Annotated in this window: 18 protein-coding genes; 13 read left to right on the forward strand and 5 right to left on the reverse strand. The window is 57.0% G+C overall.

The genetic code is table 11. From position 1 onward, the window contains the following. Positions 1 to 1,311, reverse strand: coding sequence for a homoserine dehydrogenase (locus tag OLX77_RS11815; protein ID WP_307633808.1), 1,311 nt, complete (start codon positions 1,309 to 1,311; stop codon positions 1 to 3). Between the two features lie 395 nt (positions 1,312 to 1,706). On the opposite strand from OLX77_RS11815, the gene tolQ reads away from it, so the two are divergent. From tolQ to ybgF, 5 genes are all read left to right on the forward strand, one after another. Beyond that, on the forward strand, positions 1,707 to 2,408 hold the full coding sequence (tolQ, locus tag OLX77_RS11820; protein WP_307633809.1) for a protein TolQ: 702 nt from the start codon (positions 1,707 to 1,709) through the stop codon (positions 2,406 to 2,408). Positions 2,409 to 2,434: 26 nt separating this feature from the next. After that, positions 2,435 to 2,863: a protein TolR gene (tolR, locus tag OLX77_RS11825; RefSeq protein ID WP_307633810.1), complete on the forward strand. Its 429-nt coding sequence runs from the start codon at positions 2,435 to 2,437 to the stop codon at positions 2,861 to 2,863. A gap of 10 nt (positions 2,864 to 2,873) precedes the next feature. Continuing rightward, entirely contained in the window at positions 2,874 to 3,785 is a 912-nt protein-coding gene (gene tolA, locus OLX77_RS11830; protein ID WP_307633811.1) for a cell envelope integrity protein TolA, read from the forward strand. 13 nt (positions 3,786 to 3,798) lie between these two features. Further along, a complete protein-coding gene (tolB, locus tag OLX77_RS11835; protein ID WP_307633812.1) occupies positions 3,799 to 5,133 on the forward strand; it encodes a Tol-Pal system beta propeller repeat protein TolB in 1,335 nt (444 codons plus the stop codon). Positions 5,134 to 5,260: 127 nt separating this feature from the next. Then, the gene (gene ybgF / locus OLX77_RS11840; RefSeq protein WP_307633813.1) at positions 5,261 to 6,256 is read left to right on the forward strand and encodes a tol-pal system protein YbgF; all 996 of its coding nucleotides are present in this window, start codon (positions 5,261 to 5,263) and stop codon (positions 6,254 to 6,256) included. 101 nt (positions 6,257 to 6,357) lie between these two features. On the opposite strand, the gene ppsA is transcribed toward ybgF, so the two are convergent. After that, the gene (ppsA, locus tag OLX77_RS11845; RefSeq protein WP_307633815.1) at positions 6,358 to 8,796 is read right to left on the reverse strand and encodes a phosphoenolpyruvate synthase; all 2,439 of its coding nucleotides are present in this window, start codon (positions 8,794 to 8,796) and stop codon (positions 6,358 to 6,360) included. A gap of 225 nt (positions 8,797 to 9,021) precedes the next feature. Here ppsA and OLX77_RS11850 point away from each other — a divergent pair, with 225 nt between their 5' ends. The 8 genes from OLX77_RS11850 to OLX77_RS11885 all read left to right on the forward strand — a co-directional run bounded on the left by OLX77_RS11850 (position 9,022) and on the right by OLX77_RS11885 (position 14,524). Next, on the forward strand, positions 9,022 to 10,749 hold the full coding sequence (locus OLX77_RS11850) for a phosphohexomutase domain-containing protein (protein ID WP_307633816.1): 1,728 nt from the start codon (positions 9,022 to 9,024) through the stop codon (positions 10,747 to 10,749). Between the two features lie 136 nt (positions 10,750 to 10,885). Continuing rightward, complete coding sequence (locus OLX77_RS11855; protein WP_307633817.1) at positions 10,886 to 11,149, forward strand: type II toxin-antitoxin system Phd/YefM family antitoxin; 264 nt, start codon at positions 10,886 to 10,888, stop codon at positions 11,147 to 11,149. A gap of 3 nt (positions 11,150 to 11,152) precedes the next feature. Continuing rightward, positions 11,153 to 11,428, forward strand: coding sequence for a type II toxin-antitoxin system RelE/ParE family toxin (locus OLX77_RS11860; protein ID WP_307633818.1), 276 nt, complete (start codon positions 11,153 to 11,155; stop codon positions 11,426 to 11,428). Positions 11,429 to 11,585: 157 nt separating this feature from the next. Then, positions 11,586 to 11,831 carry a type II toxin-antitoxin system Phd/YefM family antitoxin gene (locus OLX77_RS11865; protein WP_307633819.1) on the forward strand — a complete coding sequence of 82 codons (246 nt, stop codon included), beginning with the start codon at positions 11,586 to 11,588 and terminating at the stop codon, positions 11,829 to 11,831. Next, on the forward strand, positions 11,818 to 12,117 hold the full coding sequence (locus OLX77_RS11870) for a type II toxin-antitoxin system RelE family toxin (RefSeq protein ID WP_307633820.1): 300 nt from the start codon (positions 11,818 to 11,820) through the stop codon (positions 12,115 to 12,117). Before OLX77_RS11865 ends, OLX77_RS11870 begins: the two co-directional genes overlap by 14 nt. Positions 12,118 to 12,243: 126 nt before the next feature. Next, entirely contained in the window at positions 12,244 to 12,672 is a 429-nt protein-coding gene (locus OLX77_RS11875; RefSeq protein ID WP_307633821.1) for a very short patch repair endonuclease, read from the forward strand. Next, positions 12,669 to 13,883 carry a DNA cytosine methyltransferase gene (locus OLX77_RS11880; protein WP_307633822.1) on the forward strand — a complete coding sequence of 405 codons (1,215 nt, stop codon included), beginning with the start codon at positions 12,669 to 12,671 and terminating at the stop codon, positions 13,881 to 13,883. Before OLX77_RS11875 ends, OLX77_RS11880 begins: the two co-directional genes overlap by 4 nt. Next, a complete protein-coding gene (locus tag OLX77_RS11885) occupies positions 13,880 to 14,524 on the forward strand; it encodes an Eco29kI family restriction endonuclease (protein WP_307633823.1) in 645 nt (214 codons plus the stop codon). The genes OLX77_RS11880 and OLX77_RS11885 overlap by 4 nt, the downstream gene beginning before the upstream one ends. 94 nt (positions 14,525 to 14,618) lie before the next feature. Here the strand turns inward: OLX77_RS11885 and recD are convergent, their stop codons facing one another. From recD to recC, 3 genes are all read right to left on the reverse strand, one after another. Further along, on the reverse strand, positions 14,619 to 16,418 hold the full coding sequence (recD, locus tag OLX77_RS11890; RefSeq protein ID WP_307633824.1) for an exodeoxyribonuclease V subunit alpha: 1,800 nt from the start codon (positions 16,416 to 16,418) through the stop codon (positions 14,619 to 14,621). Between the two features lie 157 nt (positions 16,419 to 16,575). Continuing rightward, positions 16,576 to 20,226: an exodeoxyribonuclease V subunit beta gene (gene recB / locus OLX77_RS11895; RefSeq protein ID WP_307633825.1), complete on the reverse strand. Its 3,651-nt coding sequence runs from the start codon at positions 20,224 to 20,226 to the stop codon at positions 16,576 to 16,578. Beyond that, on the reverse strand, positions 20,223 to 23,618 hold the full coding sequence (gene recC / locus OLX77_RS11900) for an exodeoxyribonuclease V subunit gamma (RefSeq protein ID WP_307633826.1): 3,396 nt from the start codon (positions 23,616 to 23,618) through the stop codon (positions 20,223 to 20,225). The genes recB and recC overlap by 4 nt, the downstream gene beginning before the upstream one ends. Positions 23,619 to 23,674 lie beyond the last annotated feature (56 nt).

Genomic DNA, 23,674 nt, shown 5'->3' on the forward strand with positions numbered 1-23,674 from the left:
TTATTCCGCATGGGCCTTCATGATCCGGATCTTCACCGTCTTGTCGGTGCAGATATCAAGGGCGTCAATCTCGGCCAGGGCCTTGCGCACCGAGGCTTCCTCCGCCTCGTAGGTCATCATCACGATGGGCACGGTGCCCTTTTTATGCCGAGCCTTCTGGATCACCGATTCGATGCTGATGCGGTGGTGTGCCAGAATCCCGGCAATGGCCGAAAGAACGCCCGGCTTGTCCATGGCGGTCATCCTGAAATAATAACAGCAGCGCAGACTCTCCATGGGAGTGATCCCCCGGCTCTTGATCTCCTCCGGCAGATAGGAAAGGCATGGCACCCGGTTGACGCTGTTACAGAGGATGTTCCGGGCAATATCGACGACATCGGCAGCCACCGCGCTGCCGGTCGGCATTTTTCCCGCACCCTGGCCATAGAGCAAGATATCTTCCACCATGTCCCCGGTGAACTGGATACCGTTATAAGCGCCGCCGATGTTGGCCAACATGTCTTTTTCCGGAACCATGGTGGGATGCACCCTCGCCTCCACCGTGTCGCCATGATTCCGGCTGATGGCAAGCAGCTTGATGCGGTAGCCGAACTCCCGGGCAAAGTCGATGTCGATGGGCTCAATCTGGGAAATCCCCTCGATGCTGACATCGGCAAGACTCACCCGCATTCCATAGGCCATGGTCATCAAAATCACCAGCTTATGGGCCGTATCGATGCCTTCCACATCATAGGTGGGGTCGGCCTCGGCGTAACCTTTGGCCTGGGCCTCTTTCAGTACCTCGGCAAAGGCCATGCCCTCATCGGTCATCTTGTTGAGGATATAGTTGGCCGTCCCGTTCATAATGCCCATGATCGAGAGAATCTTGTTGGCAACCAGCCCCTCTTTCAGGGCCTTGATCACCGGAATACCGCCACCGACACTGGCCTCAAAGCCGACTTCGACATTTTTCCGGGTCGCGGCTTCAAAGATCTCCATGCCGTGCTGGGAGATAAGGGCCTTGTTGGCGGTAACCACATGCTTGCCATGCTCAATGGCCCGCAAGAGAAAGGTCTTCGCCGGTTCAATACCGCCGATGAGCTCGACCACGATATCGATCTCGGGATCTTTAAAAATAAGATCCGCATCCCGAACAAGCTCCACATCCTTAAATTGCGGGGGCAACGCTTCAAGACGAATGTCCGCCACGCGGCACAAACGGATGGAGGCCCCGGTTTTTCGCCGCAGACGTTCCGCCTGCTGTAGCAAAACCTCTGCCAAACCACTGCCAACGGTGCCAAAGCCCAGTAAACCAACCTTGATTTCTTTCATGGAAGCTCTATCCTGCAAATGTATCCGAAAACGAAACGGGATCCTACTATGGCCGGACAACACAGCCGGCCAACGTTCCGACGATGATTAACCTGAATTTAATACCTTTTTTGCCCAATGATGTCAAAAATATTCACGTTGGCAAACCCCAAGTGTTTCCTGCATATTTTTTTGGGAAATATCGTTATCATTAATGAGTTCCATTGACAAGAAGCACAAAAAAAATTACAAGTAGCGGGAATATTCAGGGGCGCAAACAGCGGAATTTCACTGCGTCACTTCCCCCCATTTTTTTCGACAAGGATCAGCCATCCGGTTGCTGCAGCGAAGTGGATTCTTGTATGGATTATGCGTTTCAGGTCTCAAGCAAATTAACCTAAAGAGGACAACTGCAAGTGGGTGAGCTTAATATTATTTCAATGTTCCTGGGAGCCGGACTCACGGTCAAGTTTGTCATGATCATGCTGTTGGGCATCTCCCTGACTTCGTGGTACATTGTTTTTCAGAAATTTTCCCTGTACAAACAGGCGAGAATAGAAAGCGAAGAATTTCTTGAAGCTTTCTGGCAGAGCAAAAATCTTTCCGAGGCGCTCCGATTCGCCAACAACCTCTCCCTCTGCCCCGAGGCAAACATCTTCAGAACCGGCTACCATGAGTTACAAAAACTCGGCAAAACCACCTCCGGTTCCCGTTCAGCCGATGAAACCCTGGAAACACGCCTCGCCGGCATGGAGCCCCTGAAACGGGCATTGCGCAAAGCGGAAAACCTCGAATCAACTCGGCTTTCCCAATCACTCCCCTTCCTGGCCACAGCCGGCAGTACCGCTCCCTTCATCGGTCTTTTCGGTACGGTCTGGGGCATCATGACCTCTTTCCATGAAATAGGCATGCGCGGCTCAGCCTCGCTGGCCGTTGTGGCTCCCGGGGTCTCCGAGGCTCTGGTCGTTACGGCCGCTGGCCTAGCGGTGGCAATTCCCGCCGTTGTTTTTTACAATTATTATTCCAACCAAATGGCGGAAATCGAAAGCCGGATGCACAGCTTTTCCGTTGATTTCCTAAATCTCGTAGAGCGGGATTTCATTTCCCGCCAGGGCTAACAAACATTTACAGGAATTGAATTACCATGGGCCCGGTCGAAGACGGCAACTGTAAAAAACGACTCGTTTCGGATATCAACGTCACCCCCCTGGTGGACGTCATGCTGGTGCTGCTGATCATTTTCATGATCACTGCCCCCATGATGACCCAGGGCGTTGACATTAATCTCCCGGAAACAACCGCCAAGCCCCTGCAGCAGGAAAAAGCTCCTATCATCGTCACGATTACGAAAAAAGGAGATTTTTTGCTCAACAATACCAAGGGCAGCCAAGCCGCCATCAGACAGGAACTGGCCGCTCTTGCCAAAAAAGGCACGAACGAATCGGTCCTCCTCAGGGCCGACAAAGAAGTCCCTTACGGGGTCGTGGTTTCTCTCATGTCTGACATCAAGGCCGTTGGTTTTGACAAACTTGGCATGATCACCCAGCCCGAGATCGATAAACCTAAAAGATAGCAGATACCCCTTGCCTTTCTATCTCCCAACATCCGATCTGCCCGACAAGCAATGGCATAGACCATTTTTTTTGACCGTTGGTGTGCATGTCTGCCTTTTGCTCTTCGGGTATTTCGCTCCGAACCTGTTGCATTTCCAGCGGAAGATACCGGAGGTCTATACGGTCAACCTCTTCTCCGTCCAGGATCTTGGCGGACCGCCTCCGGCCCCAGCGCACAAAGCCGCCGTTGCCCCCCAGCCTGAATCCCGACAGCCTCAAGCTCCACCCGAGCCGGTTAAGCCAACGCCGCCACAAAAAACCCAGCCGGCGCCGGAACCACCTGCGGTGGCAAAAGACGCCATTTCGCTGAAGCCGATCAAAACGAAAGAAAAAACAGATATTGACAAGGTCAAGCTGTTGCGGGACAAACTCCTCGCGGAAAACAACGAAAAAATTGCAAAAGACGCCGCGGAAAAAGCCAGAGCGGATGCGGATAAAAAGGCAAAAGGTGCGGTTGACAGCCTGAAACAAGCCCTCATGGCAGGGCAACAGCTTGCCGCGGCAAAAGCGGCGGCCGGCTCTGCCACCTCGGCAACTCAGGCAGGAAGCGGAACAGGGAGTGGAACGGGCGGCAGCGGAATCATGGTCGATGAAAACCTCCGCCGCTATCTTCTTGCCGTGAACAACCAGATCCATGAGCATTGGGCCCTGCCGGACCTGCAGAATTGGAAACCAAACGTCGAAGCGGTTGTCATTATCAGGGTCCGGCGCGATGGGGTTATTGTGGAAAGCTCTTTCAAAAAGAAATCGGACAATATCTTTTTTAATCAGTTCGTTGAAAAAACCCTGAAGCTCTCTTCCCCGTTGCCGCCATTTCCCATCGGCATCAATCTCTCAGAAATGGAAATCGGCCTGAAATTCAGACCCGGAGAAATTTTATAACATGGATTCTTATATGAAAAACAATTTGCCGCCAAGAACCACACCGTACTCCCCCATGCTGATCTTGCCTCGGCTGGGGATGTTCCTTCTCTGTCTCGGCCTACTTCTCGGCTCTGCCCGTCCGGCAGAGGCCATAGTCTATCTCGATATCACCTCAGCCAATGTACGCAAGGTGAACATCGCGGTCCCCTACTTTGTCGATAAAAACCGCCCGGGGGTCATCAGTGACGGCGGCAAGAAGATGGCGGATCTCCTGAGCCGGGCCTTGGCCTTTCACGGCTTTGTGGAAATAATCGATCCCTCCGCCTACGGCGGCAGCCAGACCTGGGACTGGTCCGCGGTGGGTGCGGAGTTCACGATCCTCGGTCAATATGAAATGACCGCAAACGGACTTGTGCTGGAAATGCGCCTCAATGAAATTCAATCGGGCCACATGATCCTTGGCCGTCGCTACCAGATCCCCATCTCCAAACATCAGGACAACATTAAAAAATTCTGCGACGAGGTCATCCTCCAGCTCACCGGCGAACGCGGAGTGAGCCAGAGTCAGATTGCCTTTGTTTCAACATCGTCCGGACACAAAGAGATCTGGCTGGCCGATGTTCTGGGCGATGATGTCCGGCAGGTAACCCAGCATGAATATCTGGCTGTTGCCCCGAAATTCTCCCCGGACAACAAATGGCTCGCCTACACCTCGTATCACCGGAACAATCCAAATCTCTATATCACCGCGCTGAACACCCTCAAGACCACCCGGGCGATTTCCTACCAGAAGGGCCTCAATATGTCGCCGGCCTGGTCCCCCGACGGCAGTGTCATTGCCGTGACCCTCAGCAAATCCAAAAACCCGGATATCTACCTGATTGATATCAACGGCAAGGAATTGCGACGACTGACAAATGGCGAGGGCGTCAACGTTTCCCCCTCCTGGTCGCCTGACGGAAAAAGACTGGCCTTTGTTTCAGACCGGAGCGGCAACCCACAACTCTATGTCATGGACGTCGCCACCAAGTCCGTTCAGCGCTTAACCTATCTCGGCAACGAAAACAGTACGCCGAGCTGGTCGCCCAAGGGGGACTGGATTGCCTATACCGGCCGAGTAAACGGCAGCACCCAGATTCTGATGATCAAACCGGAAGGCGGGACCCCGATCCAGTTGACGCAAACAGCAGGAGACCATGAATCCCCGAGTTGGTCCCCCGATGGCCGCCAGCTCGTTTTTTCACGCAAAAGGAACAACAAACAGGAAATATGCACCATCTTTAAAAACGGCATGGGTCTTCGCCCGCTTTTCAATCTCAGGGGGGCACAATCCAACCCGCAATGGTCCCCACGCCTGGACCAGTAAGCTGTTGCCACAAAATATTCGTGCTATTGGAATAACAAGAACGGCATAAGTATCCGTAGCTGCATAGCTTATTAACAATGATGCAGTTACGGAGACAAAGCTTTTCATTTTGCCAGGAGGCAGCCCCATGAAACGATCAGTAACCAATCTTGCTCTCGCCCTGTGCCTTTCTCCGCTTCTCATGCAGTGCGCCGCAGAAAAAGATGTCCGGGGCCTCGACATGCGGGTCCGCACCGCGGATACAAAAATCGCGGAGATGGAGAATGTTGTCACCGCCATGAAAAATCAGCGCGGTTCCCAGGCTGAGCTCGCGAATCAGCTCGATCAACTCAAGTCGCGCCTCCTGCAGCTTGAAGCGCGGGTGGAAGAAAAAAATATCCAAGCGCGAAAACTGCAGGAAGAACAGGCGGCATTGAAACAAACCACCAATAGCCAGCTTGAACAGCTGCGCAGCCAAGTGGCGGAACTAACCGGCAAGATAACCGGCGTCAACGCCCAGGTTGCTTCCGTCTCCGACGATTTCAGTCGCATCCAGGAAACCCGGGCCAAAGAAGCAGCGGATCGAGCCACCAGTGCAGCCAAGGCTGCGGAAGAAGCGCGCAAAAAAGCGGACTCAGCCAGCAGCGGGCCGCGCACCATCGAACCTGAACAAACCAAGAAAAAGCCGGGGAAAAACGAGGAAGCGTCTAAGCACGAAGAAACCGCAAAACCGGCGGCTGAGAAAACCGAGAGCCAGGCCCCAGAGACAAACACCAGCGACACCCTTTACAATAAGGGACTGGCCGCCTACAAGGCGAATAAATACAAGGATGCGTACAACGCCTTTTCGAATTACCTGGAAAAAAACCGGACAGCGCCTCTGGCTCCCAACGCCCGATTCTGGCTGGGGGAATGCCTCTTCCAACAGAAAGAATTCGAGCTGGCCATCCTGGAGTATCAGAAGGTAATCGCCGATTATCCCAAGAGCAACAAGGCTCCGGCCGCCCTGTACAAACAGGGCCAGGCCTTTGAGAAGCTTTCCGAGAAGGAAACGGCCAAGATCGTTTACAACAAGCTTCTTGCCGATTACCCGAAAAGCGAACAGGTTGAGATGACCCAGAAGCGGCTGAAAGCGCTGAAATAGAAAACGCCCCCGCAACAAGGGGCGCTTCCGGCAGAACACTCCATAAAAAAAGGGCCCCGCAATGAAGCGGGGCCCTTTTTTTATGCTTTTTTCAGAGAGAGTTAAGGATTGATCCCCATCTCCTTCTCCTTGGCGGCCACGGCCAAACGGGTCTTGACCGCAGTGTCCGGGATCAGGCTCATGGAGTCGATACCGCACTCGACCAGGAAGGTAGCGAACTCGGGGAAATCCGAAGGTCCCTGGCCGCAGATGCCGATTTTCTTCCCGCGCCGTTTGGCGGTGGCAATGACCATCTTGATCATCTCCTTGACCGCATCATCGCGCTCGTCGGCGACACCGGCGAGAAAACCGGAATCGCGGTCAAGGCCGTAGGTGAGCTGGGTCAGATCATTGGAACCGATGGAGAAGCCATCGAAAACATCGGCAAAGGCATCGGCCAGGATCACGTTGGAGGGGATCTCGCACATTACGTACACTTCCAGGCCATTCTCGCCCTGGACCAGACCGCATTCCTTCATGACCTGGATAACCTTCTTGCCTTCCGCGGGGGTCCGGCAGAAGGGCACCATCAGCTTGATGTTGGTGAGCCCCATGTCGTTACGCGCCTTGAGCAACCCCTTGCACTCCAGCTCGAAGGCCGGACGGTACTTGGGATCATAATAACGGGAGGCGCCACGCCAGCCGATCATCGGGTTCTCCTCGTGCGGCTCATAAAAGGTGCCGCCGGTGAGATTGGCGTATTCGTTGGACTTGAAGTCGGAGAGACGCACAATAACATCCTTGGGATAGAAACCGGCAGCGATGCGGCCCACGCCCTCGGCAACCTTGTCGATAAAAAACTGTTTCTTATCCGCATAAGCGGTGGTCTTCTTGTCGATCAAGCGAACCACTGCCTGCTTTTCCGGATCAGGAGAGCTCTTCAGCTCTTCGTAGTTGAACAGGGCCAGGGGATGAATGCCGATATGGGAGTTGATGACGAACTCTTCCCGGGCCAGGCCAACGCCGTCATTGGGAATCTGGCACTCGGTGAAGGCTTTCTCCGGAATGGCCAGGTTCATCATGATTTTGGTTTTGGTCTTGGGCAGGTTGCCGAGGTCGAGACGATCGATTTCAAACTTCAACAATCCCTCATAGACCAAGCCCTTCTCGCCCTCTGCCGAGGAAACCGTGATCTCCTGGCCGTTCTTGATCTTCTTGGAACCGTCGCCGGTCCCGATGACGCAGGGAATACCCAGCTCACGGGAAATAATCGCCGCATGACAGGTCCGGCCGCCACGGTTGGTGACGATGGCCGAAGCAATCTTCATGATCGGCTCCCAGTCGGGATCGGTCATGTCGGTAACCAGCACCTGCCCCTTCTTAAAGCTGTGGATATCGACCACGGCGGCAATAACATTGGCCTCGCCCTGGCCGATCTTGGTGCCGACCGCCAAACCTTCAACCAGAACCTTGCCCTTTTCCTGCAGCTTATAGGTTTCGATGGTACCCTTCGAAGCTTGGGAATGCACGGTTTCGGGACGGGCCTGCACGATAAAGAGCTTGCCGGTACCCACGTTCACGCCGTCGCCGTCCTTGGCCCATTCGATATCCATGCCCTTGCCGTAATGATCCTCGATGATACAGGCCCACTTGGCAAGCTGAAGAATTTCATCGTCATTGATCACATACATGCCGCGCTCTTCCGGCGTGGTGTTGATCGTTTTGACCGGCTCTTCGGTATTGGGATCGTTGTCGTAGATCATCTTGATTTCTTTGCTGCCGATGGTCTTGCCAACGATGGGACGCTTGCCCTCTTTGAGGGTCGGCTTGAAAACGTAGAACTCATCGGGATTGACCGCACCCTGAACCACGGTTTCGCCCAAGCCCCAGGCGCCGGTGATAAAAACCGCATCCTCGAAACCGCTTTCCGTATCGATGGAAAACAAAACACCGGATGAGGCGGAATCGCTGCGCGCCATCTTCTGGACCACGATGGAGAGATAGACGTCGAACTGGCCGAACCCCTTGTCGTGCCGATAGGAGATGGCCCGATCGGTGAAAAGGCTGGCAAAACAGCGGCGGCAGGCATCAATGAGCTGCTCCGGGCCGCGGATATTCAGATAGGTTTCCTGCTGGCCGGCAAAGGAGGCGTCCGGCAGATCCTCGGCAGTGGCGGAAGAACGCACGGCCACGTCAACACTGGGCCCATACATCTCTTCCATCTTCTTGTAAGTATCAAGGATCGCCGTGCGCAGATCCTCGGGAAACTCGGCGGTGCGGATGATGTTCCGCGCTTTCTCGCCGCGGGCCTGGAGATTGCGAAGATCATGGGTGTCCAGGTCGGCCAGGGCATCTTCAATGGCCTGGGCGATCCCGGCGGTTTTCAACAGATGCTGATAGGCATAGGCGGTGATGGCAAAGCCGTTCGGGACATCAACACCTTTAGAGGTAAGCTTCTGATGCATTTCGCCCAAAGATGCATTCTTGCCGCCGACCAGCGGTACATCCTCAATACCGATATCATCAAACCAGAGAATGAAAGCCTCGTCATGTTTACCCATTGTGTTCTGCTCCCTAATTATTTATTTACAACGAATGAATTTGCAACAGTAATCACGCCAGCATTGTATAGCGAATCTTGCCTTTCGGGTCAATCGAAACCTGCCCAAACGGCAAAAAAATGACCAAAATTGAGCCGTTGCCAGCACATGCTTTTTTAGTATAACATAATTTCAAATACAGATATTTTTTTGTTCTTTTCCTCTTCCGCAAGCAAAGGGTCCTCCATGTTCAGCAAAAACATCGATCTTCTTTTTAAAGAGCATCTTTCCCCCAACAACCATGCGGCCAGCGACTATTTCTCCCTCATCAAAAAACTGGTCGGCCTGAAAAACAACGAGGCTCCCGACTCAGCAGAATTTCACCAGGCAAACGAAGCCATCGCCCGGGCATATGGCCTAGTAGAGGATGAGATCCGCACCAACACCAATCCCCCAAGCAAAGAGGTCTCCTTCGGCACCTCCGGCTGGCGCGGGATCATCGGCAAGGATATCTCCCTCTATACCGTCTCCCTGGTGACCCAGGGTATCGTTGCCATGTACCGCAACCTGGACCAGGATAAAACCCTGGCTCCCGCTCTGGGGGTCAGCAGTTTCAGCGAGGCGCAACAACGGGGCGCCGTACTCGGCTTTGACAACCGCTTCGGCGGCCGGCTCATGGCTCAGCGGGTCATCGAGGTCTTGACCTCCAACGGCATCACCGTCCACTATGCCCACGAGGCGACCACCGGCACCCTCTCCGCCGCAGTACTCATCTTGCAGGCCGCATTTTCCATCAATCTCACCCCCAGCCATAACCCCCTGGAATATGCCGGCTTCAAATTCAATGCCGCCGATGCAGGGCCCGCCGCCTCGGAGATCACCAACAGGATCACGGAAAACGCTCGCCAACTCATCGCCGCAGGCAAAAACCCGATACTGAGCCCGGATCCAACCCAGGTGCAACAATGCGATGCCCTCGCTTGCTGGCAGGAGCTGGTGGCCAGGGGCGCTTCCCGCCACGGCCTGAACTACAGGGAAATCATTGCCGCCTTCCATAGTGCCAAAGACTGCGTGGTGGCAGTGGACTGCGTGCACGGAGCCAGCCGGGTGCACATGCGCGGGCTCTTCGGCAATCAACCCTCGGAGCGACTCCTGCTTTTCCGGGAGCAAGCAGACCCCACCTTCGGCGGCGTCGCACCGGAGCCCTCCTCCACCAACATGCAGCAGGTGATGACCACCCTGCAGCAGCGGCCGGAACCGCTCAAGCTCGGGGTGATCATCGACCCAGACGCCGACCGCATCCGTTTCACCGACGGCACCGTCGAGATCGACATGAACCTTTTCGGGGGGATGGCCTTTCATTATCTCCATGAGAAAAAGGGCAAGCACGGCCTCGTAGCCAAGACCGTGGCGACCAGCAATTTTGCCAACGCCATTGCCAAGGGATTGCACGAGGAGATCTTTGAGCCGAAGGTAGGCTTCAAGGAGTTCAAGCCGGTGATCGGCAAGGCGCTGGTCTGCTTCGAAGAATCGGACGGCATCTCGGTGGTCGGCCACACCCCGGAAAAAGACGCCTACATCGGCCTGATCCTCGCCCTGGACATGATGCTCAGCCTGAAAAAGAATCTCGGCGAGTATCTCAGCGAGATCCAGGCGGAATACGGCTACTATTACCCGGGCAAGGGCGGGGTCGAGGTAAGCCGGCAGGGTAAAGCGCTGCTAGACACCTTGGCCGGACTGGAAAAATACGGGGTCGGGACCGTGCTTGATATTGGCGGAGAACCAAAGAAGATCACCGAGGTCATCACCATTGACGGCAGGAAGATGATTCTCGAAGACAACAGCTGGCTGATGATCAGGCCCTCGGGCACCGAACCCAAGGTGCGCTTTTATGTCGAGGCGAGAAGCGAAGCGGGCAAGGATGGGTTGTTTGCTGCGGCCAAGGGGATGCTTGGAGAGATCGGGCTTCTTTGAAAAGGCACCGCGCCTGGAGGGGTCTGATTACAAACGATTAACACAAGCACCGAGGATTGAGAAACATGACACGTTGCTTTCCCCTGTTGAGCGTGGTACTCTGGTACTCAATTAAGTACCAAAAAGGAGCCATCAAATGAATACCATCCCTGCCCAGGAGATTAAGCGCCGCGGTATCGCTGCGGTGGATGATTGCATTGCCAAAGGCGATCTTCATGTGATCCGCAACAATCAACCGCAATACGTGGTGATTTCCGAGGATCGCTACCAAGCCTTGCTGGAGGCGGAGGACGAGGCGCACACGGCGCGGGTGCTGGCCTCGCTGGAAGACCTGCGCGCCGGCAGAGTGCAACGCGGCACCGCTGCGGAGTTGCTGAAAGAACTGGACGCAGAAGGTTGATGCATGTACACCCTCGTCTGGACCTCCGGCTTCACCCGCTCGGCCCGGAAGTTTCTCACACAACACCAGCACTTGCGGGAAAAATTCGCAGCGATTCTCAGTGATCTGGAGCGCGATCCCTTTCAGCCCCATCTTCGCTACCACCACCTTGGCGGCAAGCTACAGGGAGTGCAGGCAATCAGCATCACCTCCAGCTACCGCCTTACCCTGACCATCCTGATTTCAGAGCAAGAAATTATCCTGCTTGATGTCGGCAGCCATGACGAGGTGTATCGGTAAGAGGTGCGCCCGGAGGTGTTGCTCTGCTCTAAACAAAAAAGAGGGATGTCCCCGTTTTCTCTGTACGCCTCCCCCCTGCGATTACTCTTGGCCCTTCTCTAAATTGATGCTATATTAGACATCAAATACAGCATCAATCTATACTCGGAGATCACCCATGGACACTATTTTTTCCAACACCACGGTAAGCGTGACAGAGCTGAAACGCAATTTTGCCGACATTCTCAAGCAAGCCGACGAGTGCCCTGTGGCCATTCTGAATCACAACCGGCCCGAAGCATATCTTCTTCCTGCCGCTTACTACGAAAGACTGATGGCATATCTTGAAGACCTGGAAGACGCCAAGCTGGTTAGGGAACGTGCCGACGGGCCTTTTGTCGAGGTGAGCCTTGACGAGTTATAGGCTGCGCTTTCACAAGCTGGCCTTAGCTGAATGGCATAAAGTGGACGGTAGCCTCCGCGAACCGCTTAAGAAAAAACTGACCGAACGGCTAAAAAATCCGAGAATCCCCTCCGCCGCACTCTCAGGGATGCCGGACTACTACAAGATCAAACTGCGTAGCGCCGGATATCGCTTGGTCTATCGTGTGGACGATGATGTTGTTTTCGTGACCGTCATCACCGTAGGCAAGCGCGACAAGCAGACAGTCTACGAGACGGCTCAATCACGCATCAACAACAACCCATAATTTAAGCAATCTTGCTCGCCTGACACTGCCGAAAGTGCTCACAGACCTGCTAAATAAACTGGGGGATGTCCCTTAAAAAGATGAACCCGATTCCATGCCATTACTGATAGGCAAAGAAGCAAGCTTTTGGTTGACACTCTTTCTCTAAAAGAACGAAGCGAGCGTATGTCTAGGATTCGAGGCAAGGATTCGAATCCGGAAATGAAATTGCGTCGTCTTGTTCATGGGTTAGGTTTCCGTTATCGTCTGCACGTCAAAAATCTCCCAGGGAAGCCAGATTTGGTTTTCCCTGCAAGACATGCGGTAATCTTCATGCACGGATGTTTTTGGCATCGGCACGAAGGATGCAAACTCGCAAGATTACCAAAATCCAAGCTCGATTTTTGGGAGGAAAAGCTGGAGACAAACAGACAGCGAGACCTTTCTCATCATCAACAATTGCTTGAGTTGGGGTGGAACGTTCTGGTAGTGTGGGAGTGCCAGTTAGGCGACCCGGTTAATGTCTCTCGCATCATACAGGAATTCCTTAATCCATTTAAAGGCAGGAAAAAATGAAATCAGTCGAGCTTTTCGCGGGCGCGGGTGGTCTCGCCATGGGAGTTTCCCTGGCTGGATTTGAGTCTCTGGCTGTAGTGGAATGGGACAAATGGGCCTGTGACACTATTAGGGAAAATCAACGGCGCGGTTTCCCGGTTGTTCGGGAGTGGCCACTTTGGGAAGGTGATGTACGAAATTTCGACTGGGCATCAATTCCTGAAGGAATCGAGCTTCTAGCCGGAGGACCACCTTGCCAACCATTTTCGTTGGCTGGCAAGCACAGGGCTTTCGGCGACAAACGTGACATGTTCCCAGCAACCGTGGAAGCCGTTCGCAAGTTGCGCCCGAAATCCTTCATCGTCGAAAACGTGAAGGGGCTAACCCGCTCAAGCTTCGCCAACTATTATCAATACATTCTCCTGCAGCTGGAATTTCCAGAGGTTGTGCGCAAGGACCGTGACAGTTGGCTGGAACACATGAAACGGCTCCAGGCAGAAAAAACCTCGGGAGCCCTGCACTTGTCCGGGCTGACGTACAACGTAGTCCCTACCTTGGTAACAGCGGCTGACTTCGGTATTCCACAAAAGCGCGAGCGTGTTTTCATTGTTGGTTTTCGTTCCGATCTGGGGATAAAGTGGTCGTTTCCGCGCACGACGCACAGCCTCGACGCCCTTTTATACTCCCAGTGGGTCACGGGAGAATATTGGGAACGCCACGGGATTTCAAGCAAGTCCCGTCCCGCGCTCCCGGCAAAGTTAAAAGGCAAGGTCCGTAAACTGGCCGACATGCTGTTTCCCCTTACAGAACACCCTTGGAGAACGGTTCGGGATGCCTTGGTCGATATCCCCGACCCTCGGCAGTGCAATGACCTGGATTTCCTGAACCACAGCTTCCAAGGTGGTGCAAAGGTTTATCCTGGACACACCGGGAGTCCACTAGATTTGCCTGCCAAGACATTGAAAGCCGGAGATCATGGTGTCCCTGGCGGAGAAAACATGATGGTTCTCGAAAATGGAGATGTTCGCTACTTTACCGCAAGGGAATCAGCACGTCTGCAAACCTTTCCCGATGGATATGTTTTCCATGGTTCATGGTCGGAAATCATGCGCCAACTTGGCAATGCCGTACCTGTTGCCTTGGGACGCCGCGTGGCGGCGTCCGTTGCGGAACAGCTTGCCGAATCAGAGCTTCATAAACTGGCCCGCTCCAGAGGAAGGAACGTTGCATGACAGACAATAACGTAATTCCATTCAATCCTCTCGCCAAGCGTCATTTAGGAGAAAGTGTCGGACAGGCAATGCTCCGACAACCGGTGATTCCCATATCCGAGCTGCAAAGCTTCGATGGCGCTGGTATATATGCGATTTATTATTCCGGCAAATTTCCGGGCTACGAAGCCATCTCCATCCGGAACAGGAATAGCCTCTTCACCGCCCCCATCTACGTTGGGAAAGCGGTTCCAAAGGGTGCGCGCAAGGGCGGAGATTTAGAAGCGAACCCAGGCAAGGTCTTATATAACCGCTTGACGCAACACACACGTAGCATTGAGGACGCATCGAATTTAGACGTTGCGGACTTTCATTGCCGATACTTGGTTGTGGATGACATCTGGATACCTCTCGGAGAGTCCCTTCTCATCGCAAAATTCGGTCCTCTGTGGAACAAACTCATAGATGGCTTCGGCAACCACGATCCAGGCAAGGGACGGCATGCTGGACTGCGACCACGATGGGATGTGCTGCATCCCGGTCGTTCCTGGGCTGAGCGATGCCAACCCCGAGAAGAAACGGCGAAGCAAATCATTCGCGAAGCAAGTGATTATTTACGCAATAATCCCCCGCCAGAAAACCTTTTAATGACTACAGCCTGAGCGTTTGCAGAGGCATGGGGACTGGTTTGACAGTTCCAGGAAAAAGGGATTATTTTTTTGCCAAACGCCATCCACTTTAGCCGGACAACCTCACTCAAGCTGTCAATTTTTCTCCAAGCCCAGAAGCCCGCTCCACCCTCCTGCCCACCGCCACCTCAATCTCCTGTGGCCGCCCGACCAAGGCAACCTGACGCCGGGCCCGGCTGATCCCGGTATAGAGGAGTTCCCTGCTCAAGAGGGCTGAATCCTCTCCAGGCAGGACCAGGGCAACGCGCTCAAATTCCGAGCCCTGGCTCTTGTGGATGGTCATGGCAAAGGCTGTTTCATGCGCAGGCACCTGGCGCAGGGAATAGGAGCGAACCCCCTCCCTGCCTTCCGAAAAGAAAAAGGCCTTGAGCCCCTCGCCATCTTCCGCATCCCAGAGGATGCCGGTCTCGCCGTTAAAGAGGCGCAAGGGGTAGGAGTTGGCTTGGATCAGCACCGGTCTGCCCCGGTACCACGGGGTATTCGGATCGATCAACCCCTGAAGGGCGAGGACCTTTTCCGCATACCGGTTCAGAGACGAGACCCCCATCGGCCCGCTCCGGTGAGCGCAGAGGATGCGGAATTGTTCAAACAACTCAAGGGCCGCAAGAGGATCCTTCGCTTCCAGAAAGGGGCGGTATCCGGCCAGGATCATCTCCGCCAGGGGATGGGTCGGATCCCCCTGCAGCAGAGGCGGCAACAGGCTGACTTCCGCTGAGCCTTTTTGCGCAAGAGAAACCACCTCATCGGGCTTGCCAGCATGGATTGCCCTGGCCAGCGCACCAATCCCTTCCTGGGAAGAGTAACGGAAACTTTCCGTCAGCCGGACAACGCAGCGGGCCAAAGGATTGTCTCCGATCCCGAAACCATCGTCCAGGACCGCAGCGCAGATATCCCCCAAGATGGAGCCCGCCTCCACCGAGGCGAGCTGATCCTTGTCGCCGAGCAGGACAAGACGGGCGGTGGGCGGGACTGCGGCAAAGAGCTTGGCCATGAGGGCCACGTCGATCATCGAGGCCTCATCGACCACCACCACCTCGCATGGCAAGGGGTTTTCCCGGTTATAGCGGAAGGTGGTCGGGGTTTCCGGCCGATAGCCCAGGGCCCGGTGGATGGTGGAGGCCTTACCGGGCATGGCGGCAGAGAGCTCCGGCAACATCCCCTCCCCCTTTTTTTGCTGCAACGACTCGGTGAGCCGGGCCGCTGCCTTGCCGGTGGGGGCCAGGAGCAAGATGCGCGGTGGTGGTTCTCCCGAGGCCTGGGCATAGAGCAAGAGCAGGGCCAGATATTTCGTAACCAGGGTGGTTTTACCGGTGCCGGGGCCGCCGGTGATCAAGCCCAGCCTTTGGCGAAAGATCCCACTGCACGCCTCGCGTTGCGGAGCATCCTGCTCCGTGGCGGGGAAGAGCTGGACAAGACAGGTTGCAAGCAGATCCTCCTGCACCGGTACGGGGTTTGCCGCCCGTACGCGAATCTCCTGGACCAGCTCCTCCTCGTAGAGCCAGTAGCGTTGCAGGTAGAGCCGATCCCCTTCGAGCACCAGCGGGGCAAGGCTCCCATCCCGGCTCACCAGAGGGCTTTCCTGCAATTCGACAACCAGTTCTGCCAACGAGGGAAATTGCAACCTTCCGGGTTCATCGTTGTTTCCCCCTCTCCCTAACCCTCCCCCGCCGGGGGGGAGGGAACTTTCCAGCAACCGTTTGAGATCAAGGCAGACATGGCCATTGGCCACGGATTTACGGGTAAGGGCGGCAAGAACTAGGGTTCGGTGAGGAGCGGAGGGAGCAAGCCGCTGCAGGGTTCTGACAAAATAGCGGTCGAACTGGTCCAACATCCCACTGGCAATGAGCTGTTCAATCTCCCTGATCATGATAATCGCTCTCCGAAGGCACAAAATTTCCGACTGCCCCAGAATTGTAACCGTTCAGCAGTGCCGTAGATGCGCAAAAGAGGTCTGCCCGCTATACACCCTGTATGCGGGCCAGGCCGATGACAAAGCAGATGCGGTGCTGCTGGACGGTTATTGATCATAACCCCTCCCCTGCCAGACTCTGAAATATCTCCGAGAGCTGTTCGATGCGGGCCAGGGGGGGCAGGTCTGCAAACACCCCGAATTCCGAACCGAAGTCCGGGTGCATCCCCTTGAAAAAGAGGTAGAAGACGCCGCCGAAATCCCGCTCGTACACATAACCCGGCAAGCGGCAGCTCAGATAGCGGTGCAGGGCCACGGTGTAGATGTGGTACTGGAGGAAATAATGATGGTGGGCCATGGCCGCAGGCAGTTTCTCCCTGGCGTAATCATCCCGGCTGTCGCCGAGATGGTTGCTCTTGTAATCCAGCAGATACCATTTGCCGTTCACAACGCAGACCAGATCGATAAACCCCTTGAGAAAGCCGCGCAGGGGGATAAAGCGCAAGGCGCGCAGACTCTCGACATACCCGGCGGGAATCCCCTGGGGATGGTCGATAAAGGGCCGGGCCAGCAGCTCGGCGGAGAGGCTGGCCTCCTCGCCCAAGCCTGCGCCCACCGGAAAGGTGAAAGGCATCTCGTTGAGCCGCTGGCCGTCGGGAAGATCGCCGAGACAAAAGGAATCCGTTGCGCAGAGCGGGGTTTTGAGCACCTCAGCAAAGGCCCGGCAGACCGGGGCAAGCCACTGCTGCTCCGGATAGCCGTAAAAACGGAGCTGTTCCCGCACCAGCTCCCGCAACAGAGCGGGGTTCTCTTGCGGAAAGGAGGTTAATTCAAAAAGGGTATGAAAAAAGTTGCCGGCCACCGGTCCCTTGGGAAACTGGGCCAGGGAAATCAGCGCAACGGGGGAAATCTCCACCACCTGCTCGGAAACCGTTCCTTCCTCCGCCGCTCCTTCCGGCTCCATCTCCCCCGGGTCATGGCTGCTCTGCGCGGTGAGATGGGAAAAACTGCCGATCCGCCAGACCTGGGCCTGCTTGCGCACCGCGGTGCGACAGGTCAGCTCCGCCGGCGCAGTCGGCTTGGCTGCTTCGCCCGTCGCAGCCGTGCCCGGTTGCAGCTGCCGCACCTGCCACCCTTCGCTGGCCTTGGCCCGAGCCTGCAGCCGCGCCAACAGCTCCGGGCCGGTGCACCCTTTGAGCTGTTCCTGCAACCCCTCCGGGCTGCCCGCAGCTTCGGGCTCCGCCTGATCGCCATGGAGAAGCCAGGCCAGGCCGCTGGAATCGTAGCCGGAGACCGGCGCCCAGAGGATATGGCAGCTATGCCGGGCCCGGGTCATGGCGACATAGGCAAGGCGCAGCTCTTCGGCAAAGCGCTCACCCGCCGCCAGAGCCCGGGCCGCCTCATCGGGAAAGAGGACGATCCTCCCCTGCCAGTCAGCCTTAGGATCGTGCAGGGAGACAAAGGGCTGCTTGGATGTGCCGGAGCCGCCCAGGCAGAGATAGGGGCAATAGACGATCGGGTACTCAAGCCCCTTGCTGCGGTGGATGGTGACCAGCTGCACCGCATCCTCATCGCTTTCCAAACGCAGCTCCGCCTCTTCGCCGCTCTCGCCCGCGCTAAGGGTCTGGCTGAGCCAGTCCACCAGCATCTCCGGGCTGAAATGATTCCGGCTCTCCGTATCCTGGAGCAGTTCAGCCAGATGCCGCAGATTGGTCAATCTCCGCTCGCCATCCTCGAACAACAGCAGCCTGCCGGTAACCCCATGCTCCTGCCAGACCGCCAGGAGCATCCGCATGACCCCGTTTTTCTGCCAGACCTCCTGCCAGGCCGCCGCCCGCCCCATGCGTGCGTAGAGTTCGGATTCCGCCTGGTTGAGGCGGTCCAGATCATTGCCGCTGAAGCCAAGCATCGTGGTGGCAAGCGCCTTGCGGAGCAGCTGTTCGTTGCCCGGTTCGGCCACCGCCGCGAGTAACCGCAGGCATTCCTGCGCCTCGGTACTCCCCCAGACACTGGCCTTACTCTGGAGCACCCCGTTGATTCCCCTGGACCGCAAGGCCGCCTGGATCTCCGCGGCCTGGGTGTTGGTGCGGACCAGCACGGCAATGTCCCCGGCGCGAACGGAGCGCGCCCCGATCCTCGTATCGCCTCCAAGGAGCCCGGCGATATCGCCGGCCACCAGATCCGGAATCAAGGGTTCAAGCTGTTTCTTGACCAGTCGTTTCCCCTTTACTCCGCAGAGGTCCTCGGGCAGGGTGAGAAACTGCAGGGGTCCCGAACCGAGGCTCGGGGAATGCCAGAGGTTTTCCGCCCCGGGGCGCGCCTCGACCTGGGCGTAGCTGATCCGGCCATCGACAAAGGGATGGGCCAATCCGCCGAAGAGAGCATTCAGCGCCGCAACCATCCCCCGGTCGGCCCGCCAGTTGGTGGTCATGGTATGTTTTTCAGATTCCGCCTGACCGGCGGCCCCGAGGTAGGCGTAGATATCCGCGCCCCGGAAACCGTAGATCGCCTGCTTGGGATCGCCGATCAGGAAAAGCGCTTCCGCTCCCCCATGCCCATAGATGGTCCGGAAGATGCGGTACTGGACCGGATCGGTGTCCTGAAACTCATCGATGAGCGCCACCGGGAAACGGCTGCGGATCGCCTGGGCAAGTGAAGCGCCCTGCACCCCCCGCAAGGCCCGGTCCAGCCCGGTGAGGAGTTCATCAAAGGATTGCTGTTGACCGGCCAGCAGACGTTTGGGCAGTTCCGCCCGGATAGAGCGCGCCGCCCCTGCAAGGAACCGCGCCTGACAGCTGGCGCCCATGACCTCGGTCTGGGCGAGCAATCGGCCCCAGAGCTCGAAGAAGGGATTGCTCTGCACCACCCCTTTTTTCAGGGCGGTCGCGGTGAAGATCTTGCCGTCCGGCTGAAAGATATTTTCCCCGCCCAGCAGTTCCGTGTGGCGCGGCGGGGCAAAGGATGCCGGCTCGTCGGTGGCGAAAAAATCAGCCAGCCGGTCCAGCAAGCCATTGTCCAGCAGCGTCTTAAATGGCTTGGTCAATCCCTCTGCCTGGGCAAAGTAGTGCGCCAGCGCTTCGCGCTGCTCCTGCCAACAATCCCGCACCTCGGAATAGAGTCGGCAAAACTCCTGCATCAGGCCTGGGAGCTCATCCTCCGAAGAGACTTCGCCGACAATGGCAAAATCACCGTGCCGGATCGCCTCCTGGGTCAGGGAGCGCAACTGCGCAGGGGAAACACCTTGCCGCACCAGGGTCGCCAGCCGATGATCCAGATCGTAAAAAAAGCTGCTCCAGTAATCGTCGGAGATCTCCTGCACCAGGAGTTGGGTGGCGCCGGTGAGCTCCAGTTCGAAGAGCAGCCCGGTTTCCAGGGCATGCTGCTGTAAAACCCGATGGGCGAACCCGTGGATGGTGGAGACCGCCCCCTTGTCGATATCGCTTACCGCCCGGGCAAGCAACCGGCGGTCCGCCTCATGATCGGTGCTACGCGCAAGAAGTTGACAGAGAAACGGATCCGCGCCGCCGTGTTGATCCTGAAACCCCTGCGCCGCTGTCCGCAGCCGGGTCCTGATCCGCTCATGCAGTTCGGCGGTGGCCGCCTCGGTGAAGGTGACCACCAGGATCTGCTCCACGGTCAGACGCCGCTCCAGCAAGAGCCGCAGGTAAAGGGAGGTGATGGAATAGGTCTTGCCGGTGCCGGCGCTGGCCTCGATGAGCTGCACCCCGGTACCGGCGATCAGAAGCGGATCAAAACCCCGGCTCATAGCTCCTCCATATGATTGAGCATGGGGGTAAAGATCCGGCTGGCCAGCTCCGCAAAGGGTGGGGAGCTGGCCTCGGCATACAGGGTATAGCCCGGGGAAACGGGCAGGGTCTCAGCGAAGAGTTGCCGACAATAGGGGTCTTCCCCCTCACCAGGCGTAAAGTCGTTGCCGAGGTATTCCTCCTCTGCCTTGGCAAAGGCGTTAATCAGCAGCTCCTCCTCGCTCCCCTTTCCATCATGCAGGGCCTGGGCAAAGACCAGCCCGCTTTTGGGGAAAAACGACAAGGGGGCACTGAGCCCCTTACCAAAAAGGGTGGCCAGATCAAGGAGTAGGCTTGTCGCCTCGGGTACCGGAGAGAACCGTAAGACCTGGGCGGTCCCCTTCTCTCGCCCCCTGCCGATCAATGTGGTTTCACAACGCTGGTCCTCCGGAGATACGGCGGAGAGGAAAAGATGCTCAAGCCAGACTGGAAGCAGGATCTTGCCATGGAGCAGGCTGTTGGTCCAAGAGAGATGGCCGGAGGGATATCGGCCAGTTAATTCGCCGTGCAGGGTGAGATCCTGCGAAAGACGGATCTCCCGGCGCAACGGCGGAAGTTGATGATCCGTATCCCCTGGCCCATAATTAAGAAGCTCTTCCACAATGGGGCGCACGGTATCCTTGATCTCGCTGAAAACCGCCTGCGCTGCCTGGCCCAAGGGAATCCGTCCCTCCCCCCTCCAACGGGCGAGAAGGATTTTCGGGCTACCCAACCCCTCCCCTTGCATGGCGAGGAGATCCCGGCTCAGCTGGTATTTCTCCAAAGAATCGAGATGGATCGGTTCCCGATCCTGGAGCTCCCGGGTTCTCTCCTGCAGGAAAAAACCAAGCCGGTTTTCAAGAAACCAGCGGACCGGCTGCGATAAGTAGCGGCTTAGATCAGAGAGAGAAACCGAGGCAGGAGCAGCAACGGGTGGAGGCAGGGGTGCGGGCAGGAATACATATTTGCGCCGAATCCCTGTTTGTTTTGCCTGGGCCGCCCGGCAGTATTCCGCGCCGAAACTGCACAGCCTTTGGTCCGCACCGGAAAAATATTTTTGGCTGAAAGGCTGCAGGGGATGGCGGAGCACAATCCGCGCCGCCAGCGCTTTCCGGCGGGCATCAAAATCAGGCTCGGGGCTGGATGCGTCAGGCGCAAGGCTAAAGCTTTCCGCCAGGGTGTCCAGCAGCTCTTCCACCACCACGGAGGGCGGCAACGCTTTGCCGTCTCGCAGGTTATTGCCCAGATAAAAGAGGAGGAATTTGCTGCGGCAGGCAAGCAAGGCTTCCAAGAAGATATAGCGGTCATCGTTGCGTTTGGCCCGGTCGCCCCGTTGCGGGTAGCGGGCGATCAAATCAAAGCTCTGGGGATGCTCCATCCGGGGGAAAGCCCCGTCATTCATGCCGAGCAGACAGATAACCTTGAAGGGGATCGAGCGCATGGGCAGCATGCCGCAGAAGGTCAGCCCCCCCTCGAGAAAGCCTTGGGGGGTTGGCTGGGCGGTCAGTTTCTCCTTGAGGAGGATAGTGATCCCGTTCAGGTCCAGGGGCTGGTTGAAGCCACCATCCTGCGCCTCAAGGGTGATCTGGGCCAAACTGTCCCGAATCTTCTGCAGCTGCCAGGCCTGGGGGGAATCCGCCAGGAAAAGGGCTTGGAGCAGATCACCAAGAACATCCTGCCAGGCTGGGATCTCCATGGCGGCGGAGAGCTTTTCGCCCTGGGCAAAGAGGGTCTCGCAAAAATGGATAAAGCGGCCGGCCAGCTCCGCGCCCTGGCCCTCGATTTCCTCATAGGGCAGAATATCGCCCAGAAAAGCTCCATCGCTGCGAACCGCATAGCCCAGGGCCAGGCGATCGAAGCCGAAGCGCCAGGTGTTCTGCCGCTCTTTCGGCTGCTGCAGCTTCTCCCGGTGCAGCTCGTCAATCCCCCAGCGGATCCCGGTTTTTTCCACCCAAAGCCGGATTTTCGGCAGCTCTTCCGAGGTAAGGGAAAAATTGAGGAGGATTGCCTCGCAGGCCAGCAGCTCCAGAACCTCGGAGGCCGACATTCTCTTAGGCGCCATCTGGAGAAAACGGAAGAACACCTCGATGAGCGGGGCGCCGCTCAGCAGGGAGCGGTCCGCGATCCGGTAGGGAATAAAGCGTTTGTCCTCAAAGGGGAGACCAAAGACCGCCTCGATCAGCGGCGCGTAGGCGGCAACCTCGGGCAGCATCACCACGATATCACGGGGGGCAAGATCGGGATCATCCTGGAACAGGCCCAGCAATTGATCCTGCAGCACCTCAACCTCGCGGAGACGGCTGTGGCAGGCGTGGATGCGGAGGGAAGCATCGTCTTCGCTCAGTATCTGGGGAGGCTCGTTCCCGCTTGCCGGAGAGCGCTGGCTCAGATGCAGGATATCGTTCTGCACCACCTCCAGCATGGTCTGTGGCGCATCATGGGCAAGGTACTGCTCTCCCGCCTCGACATAGGAGACCGAGCCTTCAAGCACTTCTTGAAAGTCGCGGGCCATACCCCCCATGGAACCAAGAAGCGGATGGCCGACCTCCAGGTAGAGATCGGCCGGGTCGTGCCCGGCAGGCAAACGGGCCAAGGCGCGGTGCGCCTCCGCCGGGGAGTGGAGGTCGCCGAAGTACCCTTCCGCCGGAGAAAAAAGATGCAGATGCACCGGCAGGATCTGCGCCAACTCCCCCATGATGCCAAGATATACGGTGGGCAGGGTGTCGATGCCGAAGAGGGAAACCCGGGTGGGGAGAAGATGGGGAAAGGGGATGGTGCCTGCGGCCAGCCCCTGCCTGGCTCTGAGCATGAGCCGGGCCGGGGAGCAACACCCCAGCTGCGCCACCACCATGCGCCAGAGCTTGGGCTGCCAGAGATCCTCCGCCAGCTCATGACCCAAGGCCCGATTCTCGCCTTCCTCCCAGGCCAGGATCATCTCGGGCCGGTAGACCGCGTATTGATCAAAGAGATGGGCGATCTGCCGGGCCAGCTGGAGTTGCTTGCTCAACGGGCCATCGGCGAGGTAGGAGGTCAGGGGAGAAAAATCGGGATCGTGGCGACACGCATCAAGAAGGGTGCAGATCACAAAGGCAAGCCTTTCCCGGCTGTACCGCTGTACCCGGTCCCCCTCTTCCCCGAGGGTTGCCCGCAGCAGCCGCTGGACAAACTGCCGGGGATGGGGAAAATCGGGATTACCCCACACCCCGAACCTGCCGGAAAGCTGCATGCCAAGCCAGGTTGCCATGCCCTTGCTTTGCACGATGATGCATTCCGGGGCAAGCGGCGAAGCAAGCGGCTCGCGCAAAACCTCGGTCAGCGAGTCCAGCAGGGATTCAACCCTGTTGGCCCGGTAAATATACATGGCGCTCTTCATGACCTTATCCGGCACTCTTCGCTACAGCTACGACCGGGGAGGGCGCAACAGATGGT

It is taken from the genome of Thiovibrio frasassiensis (assembly GCF_029607905.1).
Classification (GTDB): Bacteria; Desulfobacterota; Desulfobulbia; order Desulfobulbales; family Desulfurivibrionaceae; genus Thiovibrio; species Thiovibrio frasassiensis.